At 70.4% G+C, this 24,163-nt stretch carries 2 protein-coding genes; both read left to right on the top strand.

The window, feature by feature from the left end; genetic code table 11:
• The first annotated feature begins 143 nt into the window (after positions 1 to 143).
• On the top strand, positions 144 to 14,453 hold the full coding sequence (locus tag J4709_RS05105; RefSeq protein WP_208237451.1) for a type I polyketide synthase: 14,310 nt from the start codon (positions 144 to 146) through the stop codon (positions 14,451 to 14,453).
• 41 nt (positions 14,454 to 14,494) lie between these two features.
• The gene (locus tag J4709_RS05100) at positions 14,495 to 24,127 is read left to right on the top strand and encodes a type I polyketide synthase (protein ID WP_208237444.1); all 9,633 of its coding nucleotides are present in this window, start codon (positions 14,495 to 14,497) and stop codon (positions 24,125 to 24,127) included.
• Positions 24,128 to 24,163 lie beyond the last annotated feature (36 nt).

Here is a 24,163-nt window from a genome sequence, read left to right as displayed (position 1 = left end):
ATCAGTGTCCATTTGTTGCCGCTCCGCCATGGGTTCATGCGGTCGGTTTTCGGTGTGTTTCAGTATGCTGTGCCGGTTGTTTCGCCGAGAGATGGTCGAATTCAAGGTGCGCCTCAGGGGTAACCAGGGAGCGGCGGCGATAAATGTCCAACGAAGATAAGCTGCGCGATTACCTCAAACTGGTCACGGCCAATCTTCGGCAGGCTCGCCGGCGTCTGCACGAGGTGGAGGAACAGAGCCGGGAGCCCATCGCGATCGTCGGAATGGGCTGCCGGTTCCCGGGCGGCGCCGGCACCCCGGAACAACTCTGGGAACTGCTGGACTCCGGCGCGGACGTCATTTCGGGATTCCCCGTCGACCGCGGCTGGGACGTCGACGCCCTCTACGACCCGGACCCCGACCACGAGGGCACCACCTACGCCCGCCACGGCGGCTTCGTGTACGAGGCGGCCGACTTCGACCCCGGCTTCTTCGGCATCAGCCCGCGCGAGGCGCTGGCCATGGACCCGCAGCAACGCCTGCTGCTCGAGATCTCCTGGGAGGCGTTCGAGCGGGCGGGCATCGACCCTCGCTCGCTGCGCGGCACCCCGACCGGAGTCTTCGCCGGGGCCTACTCGTCCGGATACGGAACGGGGCTCCCCGCCGGCATCGAAGGCGTCGAGGGCCACATGCTGACCGGCACCGCGACCAGCGTCCTGTCCGGCCGCGTCGCCTTCACGCTCGGCCTGGAAGGCCCGGCGGTCACGGTGGACACGGCGTGTTCGTCGTCGCTGGTCGCGCTGCACATGGCCTGCCAGGCGCTGCGCTCCGGTGAATGCTCGCTGGCCCTCGCCGGCGGCGTCACGGTGATCGCCACCCCGGGCGTGTTCGTCGGCTTCTCCCGCCAGCGAGGCATGTCGGTGGACGGGCGCTGCAGATCGTTCGCCGCCTCGGCCGACGGGTCCGGATGGGCCGAGGGCGCGGGCGTCGTGGTGGTGGAGCGGCTTTCGGACGCCCGGCGCCTCGGGCACCCGGTCCTGGCCGTCGTCCGGGGGACCGCGGTCAATCAGGACGGCGCGTCGAACGGTCTGACGGCCCCGAACGGCCCGTCGCAGCAGCGGGTGATCCGCGCCGCGTTGACCAACGCGCAGCTGTCGGCGGCCGACATCGACGTGGTGGAGGCGCACGGCTCGGCGACCACCCTCGGCGACCCGATCGAGGCGGAGGCGCTGCTTGCGACGTATGGGCAGGAGCGTCCGGACGACCGTCCCCTGTGGCTGGGATCGGTGAAGTCCAACATCGGGCACGCCCAGGCCGCCGCCGGAGCGGCCGGCGTGATCAAGATGGTGCTGGCGCTGCGGCACGAGGTGCTGCCGCGAAGCCTCCACTCCGACGACCCGACCCCGCACGTGGACTGGGCGGCCGGGGACGTACGCCTGCTGAACTCGCCGCACCCCTGGCCATCCGGCGCGGACGGTGACCGTCCCCGGCGGGCCGGGGTGTCGGCTTTCGGGATGAGCGGCACGAACGTCCACGTGATCTTGGAAGAGGCTCCGCCGATCGAGGACAACGCGTCTGACGATGACACCGGGGCCGGTGGCGCGCCCCTGGTGGCGGCGGAGACATCGGCCTGGCTGGTGTCGGGACGTACGGCCGACGGGTTGGCGGCGCAGGCGGGTCGGCTGCGGGAGTTCGTGGTGGCGCGGTCTGGGTTGGCTCCGGGGGATGTGGGTTGGTCGTTGGCTACGACGCGGTCGGTGTTCGAGCACCGGGCTGTGGTGGTGGGCGGTGAGTGTGATGAGTTGGTTGCGGGGCTGGCTGCGGTGGCGACGGGGCAGCCTGCTGCGGGTGTGGTGACGGGCGCGGTTCCGGCTGGTGGTCCGGGTCGTGTGGTCTTTGTTTTTCCTGGTCAGGGTTCGCAGTGGCTCGGGATGGGCCGGGAGTTGGCGGCGTCGTCTCCGGTGTTCGCTGAGCGGTTGGCCGAGTGCGGGGCAGCGTTGGCGCCCTACGTCGATTGGTCGTTGCAGGACGTGTTGTCCGGTGCGGAGGTTGCGCCTGGTCTTGAGTCGGCTGATGTGGTGCAGCCGGTGTTGTGGGCGGTGATGGTGTCGCTCGCGGCGGTGTGGGAGGCGGCCGGTGTCCACCCGGATGCGGTGGTCGGGCATAGCCAGGGTGAGATCGCGGCGGCGTGTGTGGCGGGGATGTTGTCGCTGTCGGATGCGGCGAGGGTTGTGGTGGCGCGGTCGCGTGCGTTGTCGCGGCTGGATGCCGAGGGCGGGATGTTGTCGGTGGTGATGCCCGCCGCAGCGGTCACCGAACTGCTCTCGGAGTTCGGTGAGGGCCTGTCGATCGCGGCGGTGAACGGTCCTGCGGCGACGGTGGTGTCGGGAGACCGAACGGCACTGCAGGAGTTGGAGCGGGAGTTGTCGGCGCGGCATGTGTTGCGGTGGCCGATCCCCGAAACCGATTTCGTCGCACACTCACCCAAAGTCGACCCACTCCAGAACGCTCTCGCAGAGGAACTGGCCGGTATCGAGCCTGTCGCGGGTCGGGTGCCGTTGTGGTCCACGGTGACGGGCGAGTGGATGGACGGCCCGGAGCTGGACGGCGGGTACTGGTTCGCCAACGTCCGCCAAACCGTCCGATTCGAGCAGGCCGTCCGTGGCCTGGCAGAGGCCGGCTACCGCACCTACATCGAGGTCTCACCCCACCCCATCCTCACCGGCCCCATCACCGAAACCATCGACGAGACCGACACAGCCGCCGCCACCGTCGTTACCGGAACCCTGGACCGCGAAGACGCTGGTGCAGCACGCATCCTGACCGTCCTAGCCCGCGCACACGTCGCCGGAGTCCCCATCGACTGGCGGGCCGTACTCGGCTCCGGCCAGCGAGTCGACCTACCCACCTACGCCTTCCAACGGCGCAAGTACTGGCTGCAGTCCGGGCTGGCGATCCGACCTGGGCAGACCGCGGGGTCTGTAGGGACGGCGTCTGGTGGTGACGAGGACGCACGCTTCTGGGCCGCGGTCGAGGACGGCGACGTCGGGGAGTTGACCGCCGGATTGGAGGCGGAGGACCAACGCCGGTTGGGCGAAGCGCTGCCGGTGCTGGCCACGTGGCGGCGGCGTGAGCGGGACCGTTCGGCGATCGGCCACTGGTGGTACCGGACCATGTGGGCGCCCGTCGCCGACCCCGCCGCGTCGCTTCCTTCCGGCACCTGGCTGATCGTCACCTCCCCTGATACCGCCCGCGATCGCACCGACCAGTGCGCGCAGGCACTCCGAGCCCGCGGCGCCGACGTCGTCGTCATCGAGGCGCCGCGCACCCTCGATCGCGACTCGTTGACCGCTCACCTGGCCAGCTCGCTGGCTACCGACTCAGAAGCCGTCGCCTCCCAACCCCATGCCGGCGTCGTGTCACTGCTTGCGGACGGCGGAGATGACGGACTGGCCCGGACGTTGGCGTTGGTTCAGGCATTGGGTGGCGTCGGCATCGACGCACCGCTGTGGATGCTGACCCAGGGCGCGGTGGCGGTCGGGGCGGACGAGGTTCTGGCCAGCCCCGTACAGGCTCAGGTGTGGGGCTTGGGCCGGGTCGTTGGTTTGGAGCATCCGGATCGGTGGGGTGGCCTGGTCGATCTGCCGCCCGTCTGGGATGAGCGGGTCGCGGCGCGGCTGTGCGGGGTGCTGGCCGGCTGCGGCGAGGATCAGGTGGCGATCCGTCCGGCCGGTGTATTTGCCCGGCGGCTGACCCGGATGACGCAAGCCCCCGGTGACGCCGGACGGTGGACACCGCGCGGAAGTGTCCTGGTCACCGGCGGCACCGGAGCGATCGGCGGGCACGTGGCGCGCTGGCTGGCAGGCCGTGACGCGCCGAGGGTCGTCTTGGCGAGCAGGTCGGGGCCCGCAGCGGACGGAGTGGCCGGGCTCGCGGCGGGCTTGGCGGCGTCCGGTACCGCGGTGGACGTGGTGTCCTGCGACGTCGCGGAGCGCGACCAGGTGGCGGGGCTGCTGCCGTGGATCGACCGGAGCGGGCCGCGGCTCACCGCCGTCATGCACACCGCCGGTGTCGGTCAGGCGACGTCGTTGCAGGACACGACGGCGGAAGAACTGGCCCACGTCATGCGCGCCAAGGCCGATGGCGCGGCCTGGCTGGACGAGCTGACCGGGAACATGGACCTGGACGCGTTCGTGCTGTTCTCCTCGGCCGCCGCCACCTGGGGCAGCGGGCTCCAGTCGGCCTTCTCAGCGGCGAACGCCTTTCTGGACGCCCTCGCGGAGAACCGCCGGTCCCGAGGGCTTGCCGCGACCTCGGTGGCATGGGGCCCGTGGAACGACGGGCGAATGAACGCCGGAGCGGGCGCGGCGCAGATGGAGCGCCGCGGCCTTCAGTTGATGGATCCCGAATTGGCCATTCGGGCGTTGGGTCAGGTTCTGGATGGTGCGGACGCGCTGGTGACGGTCGCCGATGTGGAGTGGGCCCGGTTCGCGCCGCCGTTCACGCTGCGCAGGCCGAGTCCGCTGATCGAGGCGCTGCCCGAGGTCAGAGAAGCCCTCGTCGACGTCGACGAGGCGGGGGACGCCGACGGATCCGGCGCCGAAGGGCCCGGCACTGAGCTGGCCCAGCGGTTGACCGGGCTGGCCCGCGCCGAGCAGGACCGGACCCTGGTGGGGCTGATCCGCACCGAAGCAGCGGCGGTTCTGGACTATGCCTCGGCGGAGGACGTCGAGGTGGGCCGGGCGTTCAGCGAATTGGGCTTCGACTCGTTGACCGCCGTGCAACTGCGGAATCGGTTGAGTGCTGCGACCGGGCTGCGGTTGCCGGCGACGCTGCTCTTCGACTACCCCAACACCGGAGTGCTGGCCGAGTATCTGCGCGGAGAACTCCTCGGCGCGTCCACCGCGGCCCCGTTTACGGCGGTTTCGGTTGCGGTCGCTGATGATGAGCCGGTTGTGATTGTGGGGATGGGGTGTCGTTTTCCTGGTGGGGTGGGGAGTCCGGAGCAGTTGTGGGGGGTGTTGGCGGCTGGTGCTGATGTGATTTCGGGGTTTCCGCGGGATCGGGGTTGGGATGTGGAGGGTTTGTTCGATCCGGATCCTGATCATGCGGGGACGTCGTATGTGCGTGAGGGTGGTTTTGTTTATGAGGCGGCGGAGTTCGATCCGGCGTTTTTTGGGATCAGTCCGCGTGAGGCCGTGGCGATGGATCCGCAGCAGCGGTTGCTGTTGGAGGTGTCGTGGGAGGCGTTGGAGCGGGCCGGTATCGATCCCCGCTCGCTACGCGGCTCCCAGACCGGGGTCTTCGCCGGCGCGAGTTTCGCCGGATACGGGATGGCGCGTCCCGAAGGGGCCGGCAGCACGGAGGCGCACCTGCTCGCAGGCACCACGACCAGCGTCCTGTCCGGCCGGGTGTCCTACACGCTGGGCCTGGAAGGCCCGGCCGTCACGGTGGACACCGCCTGCTCGTCGTCGCTGGTCGCGCTGCACATGGCCTGCCAGGCGCTGCGTTCCGGTGAATGCTCGCTGGCCCTCGCCGGCGGCGCGTTCATAGCGGCCACCCCCGACCTCTGGGTCTGGACCAGCAGACAGCGCGGACTGGCCGTCGACGGGCGGTGCAAGGCGTTCTCCGCCGACGCCGATGGCATGGGCGTCGCAGAAGGCGCCGGGATGCTGCTGGTGGAGCGGCTGTCGGACGCCCGGCGTCTGGGGCATCCGGTCCTGGCCGTCGTGCGGGGAACTGCCGTTAATCAGGACGGTGCGTCGAATGGTTTGACGGCTCCGAATGGACCGTCGCAGCAGAGGGTTATCCGCGCGGCATTGGCGAATGCGCGGATGTCTGCCACCGATATCGATGTGGTGGAGGCGCACGGCACGGGGACGACGTTGGGTGATCCGATCGAGGCGCAGGCGTTGCTTGCAACGTATGGGCAAGAGCGTCCGGACGGTCGTCCGTTGTGGCTGGGTTCGGTGAAGTCGAACATTGGCCATACGCAGTCGGCCGCTGGTGTGGCCGGTGTGATGAAGATGGTGCTGGCGTTGCAGCACGAGATGCTGCCGCGCACGCTCCACGCCGACGAGTCGTCCCCGCACGTCGACTGGTCCGCAGGCGAAATTCAACTCCTGACCGAGGCGACGCCGTGGCCTGCGGGTGATGACGTTCGGCCGCGACGCGCCGGGGTGTCAGCCTTCGGGCTGAGTGGCACGAACGTACACGCGATTCTGGAAGAGGCCCCGCCGGCTGAGGAGGATGCAGCCACCGATGACTCTGGGCCTGGCGACGCGTCTTTGGCGGGGTCCGGGGCTGTGGCGTGGTTGGTATCGGGTCGTTCGGCTGACGGTCTGATGGGTCAGGCGGGCCGTTTGCGGGAGTTCGTGGTCAGCCGGCCTGAGTTGGATCCGGCGGATGTGGGTTGGTCGCTGGCTCATTCCCGGTCGATGTTCGAGCACCGGGCCGTCGTGACGGGGACAAACCGCGAGGAGTTGGTGGCGGGGCTTTCGGCATTGGCGACGGGACAGCAGACGCGGGGTGTTGTCTCGGGCGTAGCGGCTGAGACGGGAAAGACGGTGTTCGTTTTTCCTGGTCAGGGTTCGCAGTGGCTCGGGATGGGCCGGGAGTTGGCGGCGTCGTCTCCGGTATTTGCTGAGCGGTTGGCCGAGTGCGCGGCGGCGTTGGCTCCGTTTGTCGATTGGTCGTTGCAGGACGTGCTCGCCGGGGCAGAGGGTGCGCCTGGTCTTGAGTCGGCTGACGTGGTGCAGCCGGTGTTGTGGGCGGTGATGGTGTCGCTCGCGGCTGTCTGGGAGGCGGCCGGTGTCCATCCGGATGCTGTGGTCGGGCATAGCCAGGGTGAGATCGCCGCCGCCTGTGTCGCTGGGATGTTGAGCCTGTCGGATGCGGCGAAGGTCGTGGTGGCGCGGTCGCGTGCGTTGTCGCGGTTGGACGCTGAGGGCGGGATGTTGTCGGTGGTGATGCCCGCCGCGGCGGTCACCGAACTGCTGGCCGAGTTCGGTGAGGGCTTGTCGATCGCGGCGGTGAACGGTCCTGCGGCGACGGTGGTGTCAGGAGACCGAACGGCACTGCAGGAGTTGGAACGAGAACTGTCGGCGCGGCATGTGCTGCGGTGGCCGATCCCCGAAACCGACTTCGTCGCACACTCACCGAAAGTCGACCCCCTCCAAAACGCCCTGGCCGAGGAGCTGACCGGTATCGAGCCCGTCGCGGGCCGTGTGCCGTTGTGGTCCACGGTCACGGGCGAGTGGATGGACGGCCCGGAACTGGACGGCGGGTACTGGTTCGCCAACGTCCGCCAAACCGTCCGCTTCGAACAGGCCGTCCGCGGCCTGGCAGAGGCCGGCTACCGCACCTACATCGAGGTCTCACCCCACCCGATCCTCACCGGGCCCATCAGCGAAACCATCGACGAGACCGACACAGCCGCCGCCACCGTCGTTACCGGAACCCTGGACCGCGAAGACGCCGGAGCGACGCGCGTCCTGACCGTCCTAGCCCGCGCACACGTCGCCGGAGTCCCCATCGACTGGCGAGCGGTACTCGGGTCGGGGCGGCGAGTCGACCTGCCCACCTACGCCTTCCAACGGCAGAAGTACTGGCTGCAGGCTTCATCGGGCACCGTTAACGACGCTGCCCAGGCAAGTGGTGCAGGCGGAGAGGCTGAGGCGCGATTCTGGGAGGCGGTTGAGGACGGCGATGTTGAGCGGCTTGCCGAGACGTTGGCCGTTGAGCATCATCCGCATCTGGACGAGGTCGTCCCGATCCTGGCGTCGTGGCGGCAGCGCGAGCGCGACCGTTCGGCCACGAGCCGCTGGTGGTACCGAGTCGCCTGGTCCCCGATCCCCGACCCCGCTCAAACAGCCCTGTCAGGCACCTGGCTGATCGCAGTCCCAGCCGACGACAGCACTCACGAGCTCACGGAGCAGTGCGCCGACGCACTCCGAACGCGCGGCGCCAACGTCGTCCTGATCCGTACCAATCCCGCCGAAGCCGACCGTGAGTCCTTGACCACCCAGATCGTCCGAGCCACGGCGCTTCCCGACGCGGAGACCGAGCGGGTGGCCGTGACGGGCGTGGTGTCACTGCTGGGAATGGACGAGCAGGTCGTGGAGGGCTTCCCGGTGGTGTCCGGGGGACTGGCTGGAACGCTGACGCTGGTTCAGGCGCTAGGCGATGCCGAGGTGGAGGCGCCGCTGTGGATGCTGACCCGTGGTGCGGTTTCCGCTGGTCCGGGTGAGGTGTTGGCCAGTCCGGTGCAGGCGCAGGTGTGGGGCTTGGGTCGGGTGGTCGGGCTGGAGCATCCGGACCGCTGGGGCGGACTGATCGACCTTCCGCCCGAGATGGACGAGCGGGCCGCCGTCCGGCTCTGCGGGCTGCTGGCCGGCTGCGGCGAGGACCAGGCCGCGATCCGTCCCGCCGGAATCATGGCAAGACGGCTGACCCGGGCCGTCCAGCCGAGCGACGGCGAAACGTGGCGGACGCGCGGCACCGTGCTGATCACCGGCGGCACCGGAGCGATCGGCGGCCATGTCGCCCGCTGGCTGACCGGACGAGGCGCACAGAAGATCGTCCTGACCAGCCGTTCCGGACCGGCCGCACCTGGTGCGGCCGAGTTGGCCGTCCAGCTCGCCGAGACCGGCACCGCCGTCGACGTGGTCGCCGCGGACTCCGGCGACCGCGACCAGATCGCGGGAGTAGTAGCCGGGATCGCAGCCGGCGGTCCGCCGCTCACTGCGGTCATGCACAGCGCGGGCGTCCTCGACGACGGGGTGCTGGACCACCTGGACACAGCGCGGCTGGCGACGGCACTGGCGGCGAAGGCGGCGGGAGCGGCCTGGCTGGACGAGCTGACCGAGGGCCTGGACCTGGACGCGTTCGTGCTCTTCTCATCGGCCGCCGCGACCTTCGGCGGCGGCGGGCAGGCCAACTATGCGGCGGCCAACGCGTTCCTGGATGCCCTCGCGGAAAACAGGCGGGCGCGGGGACTGGCCGGGCTGTCGGTGGCGTGGGGGCCGTGGGACGGCGACGGCGTGTCGCAGGCCAGCGAGGCGACCCGGCTGCGGCTGCGCCGTAACCGGTGGGAGGTGCTGATGGCCCCGGACCTGGCGGTTCGGGCGCTGGCGCGGGCGCTGGACGGCCAGGACGGCGTGGTCACGATCATGGACATCGACTGGCCGCAGCTCGCCTTCGCGCCGGGCGCGGCGGACCTTGTGCAGGTGCCGTTCGTCCGCGACCTGCCGGACGTCCGGCAACTCGACCTCACCCCGGGCGCGGCGAGCGGCGGCCAGGCCGACGGCGAACTGATGGCGCGGCTCACCGGGCTCGCCAGGGCCGAGCAGGACCGGCTGCTAGAAGACCTGATCAAGGCCGAGGCCGCCGGTGTCCTTGGCTACCCCTCGCCCGACGCGGTGGAGGCCGGCCGGGCCTTCAGCGAACTCGGCTTCGACTCGCTGACCTCGGTAGAGTTGCGCAACCGGCTCAGCGTGGTGAGCGGTCTGCGGCTGCCCGCCACGCTGCTGTTCGACTATCCGACGCCCCTGGTGCTCGTGGATCATCTGCGGACCGAACTGCTGGGCTCTCTGGCCGGTGACGCGGCGGTCCCCGCGCTCCCGGCGGGCGCGGTGGACGACGAACCGATCGCCATCGTGGCGATGAGCTGCCGCTATCCGGGCGGGGTCCAGGACCAGGAGGGGCTGTGGGAACTGCTGGCCTCGGGCGGGGACGCGATCTCGGGCTTCCCGCAGAACCGCGGCTGGGACGTGGACGGCCTCTACGACCCTGACCCCGCGCACACCGGCACCACCTACGTCCGCGAGGGCGGGTTCCTCCACCAAGCCCCGGAGTTCGACCCCGGGTTCTTCGGGATCAGCCCGCGCGAGGCCCTCGCCATGGACCCGCAGCAGCGGATGCTGCTGGAACTGTCCTGGGAGGCGCTGGAGCGGGCGGGCATCGAACCGGCGTCGCTGCGCGGCTCCCGCACCGGGGTGTTCATCGGCGGATACAGCTCCGGTTACTCCACGATCAGCCTGCAACTCGCGCTGAACGGCACCGGTGAACTGGAAGGACACCTGGTGACCGGCAACGCGACCAGCATCATCTCCGGCCGGATCGCCTACGTCCTGGGCCTGGAGGGGCCCGCGGTGACCATGGACACCGCGTGCTCGTCGTCCCTGGTGTCGCTGCACATGGCCTGCCAGGCGCTGCGGTCCGGCGAGTGCTCGCTCGCGCTCGTCGGTGGCGTGTCGGTCATGGCGACCCCCTGGGAGATGGTCGGCTTCTCCCGCCAGCGCGGCCTCGCGGCCGACGGCCGATGCAAGGCGTTCTCGGCCGACGCGGACGGCATGGGCATGGGCGAAGGCGCCGGAATGCTGCTGGTCGAGCGGCTTTCTGACGCCCGCCGCGCAGGGCATCGGGTCCTGGCGCTGGTGGCCGGCAGCGCGATCAACCAGGACGGTGCGTCGAACGGTCTCACCGCTCCGAACGGGCCGTCGCAGCAGCGCGTGATTCGCGCGGCTCTGGCGAGCGCGGGGCTGTCGGCCTCTGAGGTGGACGCGGTGGAAGCGCACGGCACCGGCACGCCACTGGGCGACCCGATCGAAGCGCAGGCCTTGCTTGCCACCTATGGGCAGGACCGGCCCGAGGACCGTCCACTGTGGCTGGGCTCGGTGAAATCCAACCTCGGACACACGCAGGCGGCTGCCGGGGTGGCCGGCGTGATGAAGATGGTGCTGGCCTTGCAGCACGGTGAGTTGCCACGCACGTTGCACGTGGACGAGCCGTCGTCGCATGTGGATTGGTCGTCGGGTGCGGTGCGTTTGCTGGCGGAGCCGATGCGGTGGGTCGGTGGTGGTCGTTCGCGGCGGGCCGGGGTGTCGGCGTTCGGGATCAGCGGCACGAACGCGCACATCATCCTCGAGGAGCCCCCAGCCCTAGAGGAGCGCCCAGCGGACGTCCCGGGGGAGCGCCCGGTCTTGGCCGGGGCGCCGTTGGCTTGGACGGTGTCCGGCCGTACGGCCAGTGGGCTAGCGGCGCAGGCACGACGTCTCGGCGAGTTCGTGTCGGCTCGTCCGGGCGTGGATCCGGTCGATGTTGGTTGGTCGTTGGCGACGACGCGGACGGCTTTCGAGCATCGCGCGGTGGTCTTGGGGTCTGCCCGCGACGACCTGACGGACGGGCTGGCGGCGGTGGCGTCTGCGGAGTTCCGGCCAGGTGTGGTGTCGGGTGTGGTGCCTGCGGGTGGTGTTGGCCGGGTGGGGTTTGTGTTCGCTGGTCAGGGGGCGCAGCGTGCCGGCATGGCCGCTGGCCTGTATGAGGTCAGTCCGGTGTTCGCCGAGACCTTCGACCAGGTCTGCGGCCTGCTGGAAGCGGAGTTGGGGTTCTCGGTCGCCGACGTGGTTCTTGGCCGCGGCGAGGATGCGGAGGCGCGGGCGGATTGGACGGTGTTCGCTCAAGCCGGCTTGTTCGCGGTGCAGGCGGGTCTGCTGGCCGTGTTGGAGGCGTGTGGGGTTCGGCCGGATGCGGTGGCTGGGCATTCGGTGGGGGAGGTCGCGGCGGCGTATGCGGCCGGGGTGGTGTCGTTGCCGGATGCGTGCAGGCTGGTGGCCGCGCGTGGTCGTTTGATGCAGGCGCTGCCTGAGGGTGGTGCGATGGCGGCGGTCGCGGTCAGCGAAGCCGACATGCTCAACGCCCTGCAAGGTATGTCCGGGGTGGAGATCGCGGCGGTGAACGGCCCGCAGGCCGTGGTGATCTCCGGCGACCAGGACGCCGTCGACCACATCGCCGACACCTTCCGCGAGCAGGGTGTGCGGGTGCGGCGGCTGAGGGTCAGCCATGCGTTCCACTCACCGCGCATGGACCCGGTGCTGGACGAGCTGGCCCAGATCGCCGCTCAACTCACCTACAGTCCACCGGCTCTGCCGTGGGCGGGGGCGCTGACCGGGGAACTGGTCACCGAGCCCGGCCCCGAGTACTGGGTGGGGCAGGCGCGGCGGCCGGTGCGCTACGCCGACGCAGTAGCGACCTTGGCTGCTCAGGGTGTTCGGGTGTTCATCGAGATCGGGCCCGACGGCACCCTGTCGGCACTCGGCCCAGCAGCGCTCAACGACGACCAGCAGAGCGTCTTCATCCCCACCCAACGCCCCGGACACCCCGCCGACCACACCCTCATGACCGCGCTCGCCCGCGCCCACGTCCACGGCGTCCCGATCGACTGGGCACGCCTCCTCCCCACCGGCACACCCACAGAACTCCCCACCTACGCCTTCGAGCATCAGGAGTACTGGCCGGATGCCGTTCAGGGCAGGCGGACCTTCGCCCAGGACACTGCGACCAATGGAGACGGCGACGAGGCCGAGGCTCGGTTCTGGGCGGCCGTCGACGGTGGGGACGTCCAGGAACTTGCGCAGGCCTTGGCGATCGACGACCAGCGGCTCGGTGACGTGCTGCCGGCCCTGGCGTCGTGGCGGCGGCGTGAGAAGGACCGTTCGGCGACCGGGAACTGGTGGTACCGGGTGTCCTGGGCGCCGGTGCCCGACCCTGAATCAGCTGAGCTGAGCGGGAACTGGCTGGTCGTGTCCCCGGCCGACGAGCAGGAGCGGACCGATGAGTGTGCGCGGGCCATGACCGCGCGCGGCGCCGACGTCACCGTCATCGAGGCCGCCGACGCGGCGGACCGTCCGGCGCTGGCCGCGCTGATCGGCCGGGCGCTTCCGGCGGGCGACGCCGCACCGATCATGGGCGTGGTGTCGCTACTGGCGCTGGACGAGACGCCGCTGGACGACCACGCTGCCGTAGCGCGCGGGTTGGCCGGCACGCAGGCCCTGATCCAAGTGCTGATCGAAGCGAGCGTGCACGCGCCGCTCTGGATGCTGACGCGGGGCGCTGTCGCGGCGGAGCCCGGCGAGGCCCCGGCCAGTCCCGTACAGGCGCAGGTGTGGGGCCTCGGCCGGGTCGCGAGCCTGGAGCATCCGGACCACGGTGGCGGCCTGATCGACCTTCCCGCGGTCCTCGACGAGCGGGCCGCGTCCCGGCTCTGTGCAGTGCTAGCCGGGTGCGGAGAGGATCAGGCTGCGATCCGGCCCGCCGGGATCCTGGCACGGCGGCTCGCGCGGGCCTCCCAGCCGGACGGCGGCGAGACGTGGACGCCGAGCGGCAGCGCACTGGTCACCGGCGGGACCGGGGCGATCGCCGGGCATGTGGCGCGCTGGCTGGCCGGGCGGGGCGCGCCGCGCATCGTGCTGACCAGCCGGTCCGGTCCTGCCGCATACGGTGCCGCCGCCCTGGCCGCCGAGGTGGCCGCCGCTGGAACACGGGTGGACCTGGTCGCCTGCGACAGTGCCGACGACACTGCGGTGGCCGGGTTGCTGGATCGGATCGCCGCTGACGGGCCGCCGCTGACAGCCGTCATGCACACCGCCGGTGTCGGGCAGGCGACATCGCTGGACGAAACCACCACCGACGAACTGGCCTCCGTCCTGGCCGCCAAGGTGGCGGGCGCATCGAGCCTCGACCGGCTGACCGGTGACCTGGATGCGTTCGTGCTGTTCTCTTCCATCTCGGCGACCTGGGGCAGCGCGCTGCAGCCCGGCTACGCGGCGGCCAACGCCTACCTCGACGCCATGGCGGAGAACCGGCGGGCGCGCGGCGCGGTCGCCACCTCGATCGCCTGGGGCCCGTGGTCCGGCGGCGGAATGACCGACCAGGAAGACGCTGCGCAGATGGAACGCCGCGGGCTGCGGCTACTGGACCCAGACTTGGCCGTCAGGGCGCTGGCCCAAACGCTCGACTGCGGAGGGGACGTCCTGACCGTCGCCGACGTGGACTGGGGCAAGTTCGCGCCGCCCTTCACGCTGCGCCGTCCCAGCCCGCTGATCGAGGCGCTGCCCGAGGTGCGGGAGGCGCTGGCCGAGACCGGATCCGAGGTCGGAGACGGTGAGGGCGGCACGGCGCTGGCGCGGCGGCTCGTGGAGCTGCCCCGCGACGACCAGGACCGGCTGCTGACCGACCTGGTCAGGGCGGAGGCGGCGACGGTCCTGGGCCACTCGTCGGCCGAGGCGGTGCAGGCCGACCGGGCCTTCAACGACCTCGGCGCCGACTCGCTGACCGCGGTGGAGCTCCGCGACCGGCTGAACTCGGCCACCGGCCTTCGGCTCCCAGCCACCCTGCTGTTCGACTACCCGACGCCCGCCGACCTCGCCGGCCATCTCCGGTCCGCTTTGACCAGGGACGGGACGGAGGCTCCCGACCCCGTCCTCGCGGAACTGGACAGGCTGGAGTCGCTGCTGACCGGCCTGCCCGCCCAGAACGGCGAAGCCGCCCGGATCACCGCCCGGCTCGAGGCCGTCATCTCGAAGTGGAAAGAAGCGCAGGACCGTACCGGTGGTATCGCCGTCGCCGAGAAACTCGAGGCCTCCACCGACGATGAGGTCTTCGACTTCATCGGAAAAGAACTCGGGATCTACTGACCTGATGAGGACGCCGGCGGCTTTACTGATGAGGTGGACGAGTGAGTGACGACAATAAGCTCCGCTACTTTCTCAACCGTGTCACGGCGAATCTGCACGAGACCCGCCGGCGTCTGCAGGAGATCGAGTCGGCCGCGGGCGAGCCGATCGCCATTGTCGGAATGGGCTGCCGCTTTCCCGGCGGGGCGAGCGACCCCGACGCGCTGTGGGACGTGCTGGAGTCCGGCACCGATGTCGTAGCGGGCTTCCCGCGCGACCGGGGCTGGGACGTCGAGGAGCTGTACGACGCCGACCCCGATCAGGATCACGTGCGTGAGGGCGGCTTCGTCTATGAGGCGGCGGAGTTCGATCCGGCGTTTTTCGGGATCAGTCCGCGTGAGGCCGTGGCGATGGATCCGCAGCAGCGGTTGCTGTTGGAGGTGTCGTGGGAGGCGCTGGAGCGGGCCGGTATCGACCCCCGTGCCCTGCGCGGCTCCAAGACCGGTGTGTTCGCCGGCGCCTCGCCGTCCGGTTACGGCTGGCTTTCGGGGCGGCAGGGGGAGTTCAACGGGCACCTGATGACGGGCAACGCGACCAGCGTGCTGTCCGGCCGCGTCTCGTACACCCTTGGCCTGGAGGGTCCTGCGGTCACCGTCGACACCGCCTGTTCGTCGGCACTCGTCGCGCTGCACCTGGCCTGCCGGTCGCTCCGTGGCGGAGAGTGCTCGCTGGCCTTGGTCGGCGGGGCGTACGTGGCCGCCGCCCCCGTCCTGTTCACCGACTTCAGCCAGCAGCTCGGACTCGCGCCGGACGGTCGATGCAAGGCGTTCTCCGCGTCGGCCGACGGCATGGGCGTGGCCGAAGGCGCCGGCGTCGTCGTGGTGGAGCGGCTGTCGGACGCCCGGCGTCTTGGGCACCGCGTTCTGGCCGTCGTACGAGGAAGTGCCGTTAATCAGGACGGTGCGTCGAATGGTTTGACGGCTCCGAACGGCCCGTCGCAGCAGCGGGTCATCCGTGAGGCATTGGCCAATGCCCAGTTGTCGGCGGCCGACATCGACGTGGTGGAAGCCCACGGAACCGGCACGTCGCTCGGAGACCCGATCGAAGCGCAGGCGTTGCTCGCCACATATGGGCAGGAGCGTCCGGACGGTCGTCCACTGTGGCTGGGGTCGGTGAAGTCGAACATCGGGCACGCCCAGCAGGCAGCCGGGGTGGTCGGCGTCATCAAAATGGTGCTGGCATTGCAGCACGAATTGCTGCCACGAACGCTGCACGCCGACGAGCCGTCCCCGCATGTCGACTGGTCTGCGGGCGAGGTGCGGCTGCTGAATGAGGCGGTTCCGTGGTCGGGTGAGGGCCGTCCGCGACGGGCCGGGGTGTCGGCTTTCGGGATGAGCGGCACGAACGTCCACGCGATTCTGGAGGAGGCCCCACCTGCCGAGGACGACGCGCCGACCGACGACCCCGGTCCTGGCGATGCGCCCTTGGTGGGGCCAGGGGCTTTGGCGTGGGTGGTGTCGGGTCGTAGCGCTGACGGCTTGGCGGCGCAGGCGGGCCGGTTGCGGGAGTTCATGGTCGGGCGGCCTGAGCTGGACCCGGTGGATGTGGGTTGGTCGCTGGCTACGACGCGGTCGGTCTTCGAGCACCGAGCCGTGGTCACCGGCGGAAACCACGAGGAGCTGGTAGCGGGGCTTGCCGCGCTGGCAACGGGCCGGCAGGCACCGGGCGTGGTGTCGGGAACGGCCAGTGCTACAGGCAAGACGGCGTTCGTTTTCCCTGGTCAGGGTTCGCAGTGGCTTGGTATGGGCCGGGAGTTGGCGGTGTCGTCTCCGGTGTTCGCGGCGCGGTTGGCCGAGTGCGCGGAGGCGCTGGCGCCGTTTGTCGATTGGTCGCTCGCGGATGTGTTCGCTGGTGTGGAGGGTGCGCCGGGTCTTGAGTCGGCTGATGTCGTCCAGCCGGTGTTGTGGGCCGTCATGGTGTCGCTCGCGGCTGTCTGGGAGGCGGCAGGCGTCCACCCGGATGCCGTGGTCGGGCATTCGCAGGGTGAGATCGCGGCGGCGTGTGTTGCTGGAATCCTGAGCTTGGCGGATGCGGCGAGGGTCGTGGTGGCGCGGTCGCGGGCGCTGTCCCGACTGGATGCCGAGGGCGGCATGTTGTCGGTGGTCATGCCTGCCGCGGCGGTCGGCGAACTACTCTCCGACTTCGGTGAGGGCCTGTCGATCGCGGCGGTGAACGGTCCTGCGGCGACGGTGGTGTCGGGAGACCGCGGGGCTCTGCAGGAGCTGGAGCGGGAACTGTCGGCGCGGCATGTGCTGCGGTGGCCGATCCCCGAAACCGACTTCGTCGCCCACTCCGCGAAAGTCGACCCCCTCCAAGACGCCCTTGCCGAGGAGCTGGCCGGAATCACCCCGGTTGCGGGCCGGGTGCCGTTGTGGTCGACGGTGACGGGCGAGTGGATGGAAGGCCAAAAGCTAGGCGGCGGGTACTGGTTCGCCAACGTCCGCCAAACGGTTCGGTTCGAGGACGCCGTCCGTGGCCTGGCCGCAGCCGGCTACCGCACCTTCATCGAAGTCTCACCGCACCCCATTCTCACCGGGCCCATCACCGAAACCATCGACGACACCGACACAGCCGCCACCGTCGTCACCGGAACGCTGGACCGCGAAGACGCCGGGGCCACGCGCATCCTCACCGTCCTGGCCGAAGCACATGTCGCCGGAGTCACCATCGACTGGCCGGCCGTGCTCGGCTCGGGGCAGCGAATCGACCTGCCCACCTACGCCTTCCAACGACAGAAGTACTGGCTGCAACTGGAACAGGCGAGCCCGTCCGCGCAGGCTGCGGCGGCGGTCGTCGATGGCAGTGAAGAGGCGCGGTTCTGGGCGGCGGTCGAGGACGGGGATGTCCAGCGACTTGCCGAGACGTTGGCCGTTGAACATCACCCGCATCATCTGGACGAGATCGTTCCCATCCTGGCCTCGTGGCGGCAGCGCGAGCGGGACCGTTCGGCGATCGGCCACTGGTGGTACCGGACCGTGTGGGCGCCCGTCGCCGAACCCGGCCAACCCGTCCTGACAGGCACCTGGCTGATCGTGGTCCCGGCCGACGCCTCGGACGACCTCGCCGACCAATGCGCGCAGGCCCTCCGAACCCGCGGCGCCGACGTCACCACGACTCACGTCCCCGCCGGGCGGCTCGATCGGGAGTCCCTGGCCGCCCATCTTGCTCAGGCGCAGGTAGATGGAGAGCGGACGCTTCCGTCGGGAGTGGTGTCGCTGTTGGCGTTGGATGAGACGCCATCGGAGGAATTCGCGTCCGTGCCGCAGGGGCTGGCGGAGACGCTGCTGCTGACGCAGGCGCTCGGCGATGCGGGCATCGGTGCGCCGCTGTGGGTGCTGACGCGTGGGGCGGTCTCGACGGGACGGGGCGAGATGCTGGCTCGGCCCGTACAGGCGCAAGCATGGGGCCTGGGCCGGGTGGTCGGGCTGGAGCATCCGGACCGGTGGGGCGGCCTGGTGGATCTGCCGCCCGTCTGGGATGAGCGGGTCGCGGCGCGGCTGTGCGGGGTGCTGGCCGGCTGCGGCGAGGATCAGGTGGCGATCCGTCCGGCCGGTGTACTGGCCCGGCGGCTCGAGCGGGCGCCGCAGCCACGCGACACGGCCGAGCCCTGGACGCCGCGCGGAAGCGTGCTGGTCACCGGCGGCACCGGCGCGCTGGGCGGGCATGTGGCCCGTTGGCTCGCTGGACGGGACGCGCCGAGGGTCGTGCTGGCGAGCCGATCGGGCCCCGGCGCGGAAGGGGTGGCCGGGCTCGCGGCGGGCTTGGCGGCATCCGGTACCGCGGTCGACGTGGTGTCCTGCGACGTTGCGGAACGCGACCAGGCGGCGGGGCTGCTGGCCCGGATCGCCGCCGGCGGCCCGCCGCTGACAGCGGTCATGCACACCGCCTACGTCCTCGACGACGGTCCGCTGGACAAACTGGAAATGAGCCAGCTCGCCGCGTCGCTGGCGGCGAAGGCGACCGGCGCGGCCTGGCTGGACGAGCTGACCGAGGGCCTGGACCTGGACGCGTTCGTGCTGTTCTCCTCGATCACCGCCACCTGGGGCACCGGCCACGAACCCGGCTACTCGACCTCCAACACCTTCCTGGACGCCCTGGCGGAGAACCGGCTGGGCAGAGCACTGCCCGCAACCTCGATCGCATTCGGTCCGTGGACGAGCGGAGGCCCCGGCGAAGCGGTGGCCCGCATGCAGCTGGAGCGGCGCGGTCTCCGCCTCATCGAGCCGGAGGCCGGTATCCGGGCGCTGAGCCGGGTGCTGGACGGCGGGATCGGGCTGGTGACGGTCGCGGACGTGGAGTGGGCCCGGTTCGCGCCGCCGTTCACGCTGCGGAGGCCGAGTCCGCTGATCGAAGCGCTGCCCGAGGTCAGGCAGGTGCTCGCCGACGCCGACGAAGCCGAGAACGGAGGCGAGAACAGGTCCGGCGCCGAGACGGGGACCGCCCTCGCCCGGCGGCTGACCGGGCTGGCCCGCGCCGAGCAGGACCGGATCCTGGTCGGGTTGATCCGGACCGAAGCAGCGGCGGTACTCGGGTACGGGTCGCCCGACGATGTCGAGCCCGGTCGCGCATTCAGCGACCTGGGCTTCGACTCGTTGACCGCCGTCGAGCTGCGGAACCGGCTGAGCGCTGCGACCGGACTGCGGTTGCCGGCGACGCTGCTTTTCGACTATCCCAGCCCGGGAGTGCTGGCCGAGAACCTTCGTGCGGAACTGCTCGGCGCCTCCACTGCGGCCCCGCTTACCACGGTTTCGGTTGCGATCGCGGATGATGAGCCGGTCGCGATTGTGGGGATGGGGTGTCGTTTTCCTGGTGGGGTGGGGAGTCCGGAGCAGTTGTGGGGGGTGTTGGCGGCTGGTGCTGATGTGATTTCGGGGTTTCCGCGGGATCGGGGTTGGGATGTGGAGGGTTTGTTCGATCCGGATCCTGATCATGCGGGTACGTCGTATGTGCGTGAGGGTGGTTTTGTTTATGAGGCGGCGGAGTTCGATCCGGCGTTTTTCGGGATCAGTCCGCGTGAGGCCGTGGCGATGGATCCGCAGCAGCGGTTGCTGTTGGAGGTGTCGTGGGAGGCGTTGGAGCGGGCCGGTATCGATCCCCGTTCGCTGCGCGGCTCACAGACCGGAGTCTTCGCCGGCGGGGCCGGGTCGGGATACGACGCGATCGGCCTGGAACTGGCGCTGAACGGCGCGGCCGAACTGGAAGGCCATCTGGCCACGGGCAACGCGGGCAGTGTCCTGTCGGGACGCGTTTCCTACGTCCTCGGTCTGGAAGGCCCGGCGGTCACTATTGACACCGCCTGCTCGTCGTCGCTGGTCGCCCTGCACATGGCCTGCCAGGCACTGCGTTCCGGCGAATGCTCGCTGGCCCTCGCCGGCGGCGTGACGATGATCGCCAACCCCGCGCTCTTCGTGGGCTTCTCGCGGCAGCGCGGACTCGCCTTCGACGGCCGGTGCAAGGCGTTCTCGGCCGACGCAGACGGCATGGGCATGGGCGAAGGCGCCGGAATGCTCCTGGTGGAGCGGCTGTCGGACGCCCGGCGTCTGGGGCACCCGGTCCTGGCCATCGTGCGGGGGAGCGCCGTCAACCAGGACGGGGCCTCCAACGGACTCACGGCCCCGAACGGCCCGTCGCAGCAGCGCGTGATCCGTTCCGCCCTGGCCGACGCGCGGCTGACGGCCGCCGAGGTGGACGCCGTGGAGGCGCACGGCACCGGAACCACGTTGGGTGATCCGATCGAAGCGCAGGCGTTGCTTGCCACATATGGGCAGGAGCGTTCGGACGGTCGTCCGTTGTGGCTGGGTTCGGTGAAGTCGAACATCGGTCATACGCAGTCGGCCGCTGGTGTGGCCGGCGTGATGAAGATGGTGCTGGCGTTGCAGCACGAGGTGCTGCCACGAACGCTGCACGCCGACGAGCCGTCCCCGCATGTCGACTGGTCTGCGGGCGAGGTGCGGCTGCTGAATGAGGAGATTCCGTGGTCGGGCAAGGGCCGTCCGCGGCGGGCCGGGGTGTCGGCTTTCGGGATGAGCGGCACGAACGTCCACGCGATCCTGGAAGAGGCTCCGCCGATCGAGGACAACGCGCCGACCGATGAGCCCGGTCCTGGCGATGTGCCGCTGCTCAAGACGGAGGCTGTGGCGTGGTTGGTGTCGGGTCGTTCGGCTGACGGTCTTGTGGGTCAGGCGGGCCGTTTGCGGGAGTTCGTGGTCGGCCGCCCTGAACTGGACCCGGTGGACGTGGGCTGGTCGCTGGTCCATTCCCGGTCGGTGTTCGAGCACCGAGCCGTGGTGACCGGCGGAGACCGCGAGGAGTTGATAGCTGGTCTTTCCGCGTTGGCAACGAGTCAGCGGGCGCCGGGCGTCGTGTCGGGCGCAGCAGCTGACACAGGGAAGACCGTGTTCGTCTTCCCTGGTCAGGGTTCGCAGTGGATCGGGATGGGCCGGGAGTTGATGGCCTCGTCTCCGGTGTTCGCTGAGCGGTTGGCCGAGTGTGCAGAAGCCTTAGCGCCCTTCGTTGATTGGTCGCTCGCGGATGTGCTGTCCGGTGCGGAGGGTGCGCCTGGTCTTGAGTCGGCTGATGTGGTGCAGCCGGTGTTGTGGGCGGTGATGGTGTCGCTCACGGCGGTGTGGGAGGCGGCCGGCGTCCATCCGGATGCTGTGGTCGGGCATAGCCAGGGTGAGATCGCCGCCGCCTGTGTCGCCGGGATGTTGAGCCTGTCGGATGCGGCGAAGGTCGTGGTGGCGCGGTCGCGCGCGTTGTCGCGGTTGGACGCTGAGGGCGGGATGTTGTCGGTGGTGATGCCCGCCGCGGCGGTCAGCGAACTGCTGGCCGAGTTCGGTGAGGGCTTGTCGATCGCGGCGGTGAACGGTCCTGCGGCGACGGTGGTGTCGGGAGACCGAACGGCACTGCAGGAGTTGGAGCGGGAGTTGTCGGCGCGGCATGTGCTGCGGTGGCCCATCCCCGAAACCGACTTCGTCGCACACTCCCCGAAAGTCGACCCACTCCAGAACGCCCTCGCAGAAGAACTGGCCGATATCGAGCCTGTCGCGGGCCGTGTGCCGTTGTGGTCCACGGTCACGGGCGAGTGGATGGACGGCCCGGAACTGGATGGCGGGTACTGGTTCGCCAACGTCCGCCAAACCGTCCGATTCGAGCAGGCCGTCCGCGGCCTGGCAGAGGCCGGCTACCGCACCTACATCGAAGTCTCCCCACACCCCATCCTCACCGGCCCCATCACCGAGACGATTGAGGATGCCGATCTGACCGGCACCCCGTTGGTGACCGGGACGCTGGATCGTGAGGATGCGGGGGCGGCGCGCATGCTGTCCGTCCTGGCCCGCGCACACGTAGCCGGAGTCCCCGTGGATTGGCGGACGGTACTTGGCTCGGGCCGGCGAGTCGACCTGCCCACCTACGCCTTCCAACGGCAGAAGTACTGGCTGCAGGCTTCAGCGGACACCACAGGCACCGGCGATGGCGTCGCCGAGATGAATGGCGTCAATGGTGCCGGGGGAGAGACCGAGGCGCGGTTCTGGGAGGCGGTTGAGGACGGCGATGTCGAGCGGCTTGCCGAGACGTTGGCCGTTGAGCACCACCCGCATCTGGACGAGGTCGTCCCGATCCTGGCGTCGTGGCGGCAGCGCGAGCGCGACCGATCGGCCACGAGCCGCTGGTGGTACCGAGTCGCCTGGTCCCCAGTCCCCGACCCCGCCAAAGCGGCCCTGTCAGGCACCTGGCTGATCGCGGCAGCAGCCGACGCCACCAGCGACCTCACCGAGCAGTGCACCCACGCCCTCCAAACCCGCGGCGCTAACGCCGTCGTGGTTCCGGTGGAGACCGCCGATCGCGATGCACTTACGAGCCGACTCACACAAACCGAGAAGACCTTGGTCTCCGGGAACGGCTCGGCGGCGCCTCAGGTGGCGGGCGTGCTGTCACTGCTGGCGCTGGGCGAGACGCCGCAAAGGGGGCTTGCGGACACCCTGACGCTGGTGCAGGCCTTGGGCGACGCGGGGATCGGCGCGCCGCTGTGGGTCCTGACCCGTGGCGCGGTTTCCGCTGGTCCGGGTGAGGTGTTGTCCAGTCCGGTGCAGGCGCAGGTGTGGGGCTTGGGTCGGGTGGTCGGGCTGGAGCATCCGGACCGCTGGGGCGGTTTGATCGACCTTCCGCCCGAGATGGACGAGCGGGCCGCCGTCCGGCTCTGCGGGCTGCTGGCCGGCTGCGGCGAGGACCAGGCCGCGATCCGTCCCGCCGGAATCATGGCAAGACGGCTGACCCGGATCTCTCGTCCCAAGGACGGCAAGGACTGGAGACCGCGCGGCACCGTGCTGATCACCGGCGGCACCGGAGCGATCGGCGGCCATGTCGCCCGCTGGCTCACCGGACGAGGCGCACAGAAGCTCGTCCTGACCAGCCGTTCCGGACCGGCCGCACCCGGTGCGGCGGAACTGGCCGCCCAGCTCGCCGAGACCGGCACCGCCGTCGACGTGGTCGCCGCCGACCTCGCCCGGCGTGCGCCGCTGGAGGGACTGCTCGCCGGAATCTCAGCCGACGGCCCGCCGCTCACCGCTGTCATGCACACCGCCGGAGTCGGCCAGGCAACGGCCGTCCAGGACGCGACGCTCCCAGAACTGGCTTCGGTGACCGGCGCCAAGGCCGGCGCAGCCGCCTGGCTGGACGAGCTGACCGACGACCTGGACCTGGACGCGTTCGTGCTGTTCTCCTCGATCGGCGCGACGTGGGGCGGCGGTCTCCAGCCCGGCTACGCGGCGGCCAACGCCTACCTCGACGCGCTGGCGGAGAACCGGCGGGCGCGCGGACTGGCGGCCACCTCGGTGGCGTGGGGTCCGTGGAGCGGCGGCGGGATGACCGACCGGGAGGGCGCGGCGCAGATGGAGCGGCGCGGCCTGCGGCTGATGGATCCGGCGCTGGCCGTCAAGGCGCTGTCCCAGGCCATCGACGGCGGCGAGGGCGCGGTGACCGTCGCCGATGTGGACTGGGACCGGTTCGCGCCGCCGTTCACGCTCCGCCGGCCGAGCCCGCTGATCGAAGGGCTGCCGGAGGTCGCGCGGGCGCTCGCCGACGCGGACGCCGGGCCCGGGAACGACGACGAGGAGGCCGGCGCGGCGCTCGCCGAGCGGCTGGCCGGGCTGTCGCGCGTCGAGCAGGACCGGGTCCTGACCGACCTGATCCGGGCGCAGGCCGCCGACGTCCTCGACTACCCCTCTCCCGACGCCGTCGAGGCGGGCCGGGCGTTCAGCGAACTGGGCTTCGACTCGCTCACCTCGGTGGAGCTGCGGAACCGGCTGAACACCGCGACCGGCCTCCGGCTGCCCGCGACCCTGCTGTTCGACTACCCGAACCCGGCGGCGCTCGCGGAGTACCTGTGGGCGGAGGTGTCCGAGCATACGGCCCCCGTCCCGCTGATCGAGGAGCTGGACAGGCTCGAATCGCTTCTTTCGGAGATGACGCCGGACGACGCGATGCACGAGCAGGTCACCGCCCGGCTCCAGGGATTCCTCTGGAAATGGAGCAACACCGGCGTGCAGGAGAACGGCGAAGCGGTCGCGCAGAAAATCGAGTCCGCGTCCGACGACGAGATCTTCGAATTCATCCACAAGGAACTCGGCAGGTAAGGCTCGGAATGCTCGGCTCGGCAGGCGGGAACTCCC

Origin of the sequence: Actinomadura violacea (genome assembly GCF_017573465.1) — a bacterium.
Taxonomy (GTDB): domain Bacteria; phylum Actinomycetota; class Actinomycetes; order Streptosporangiales; family Streptosporangiaceae; genus Spirillospora; species Spirillospora violacea.
Note: the sequence above shows the minus strand (reverse complement) of the source record. Positions and strands in the feature narration are given on the sequence as shown.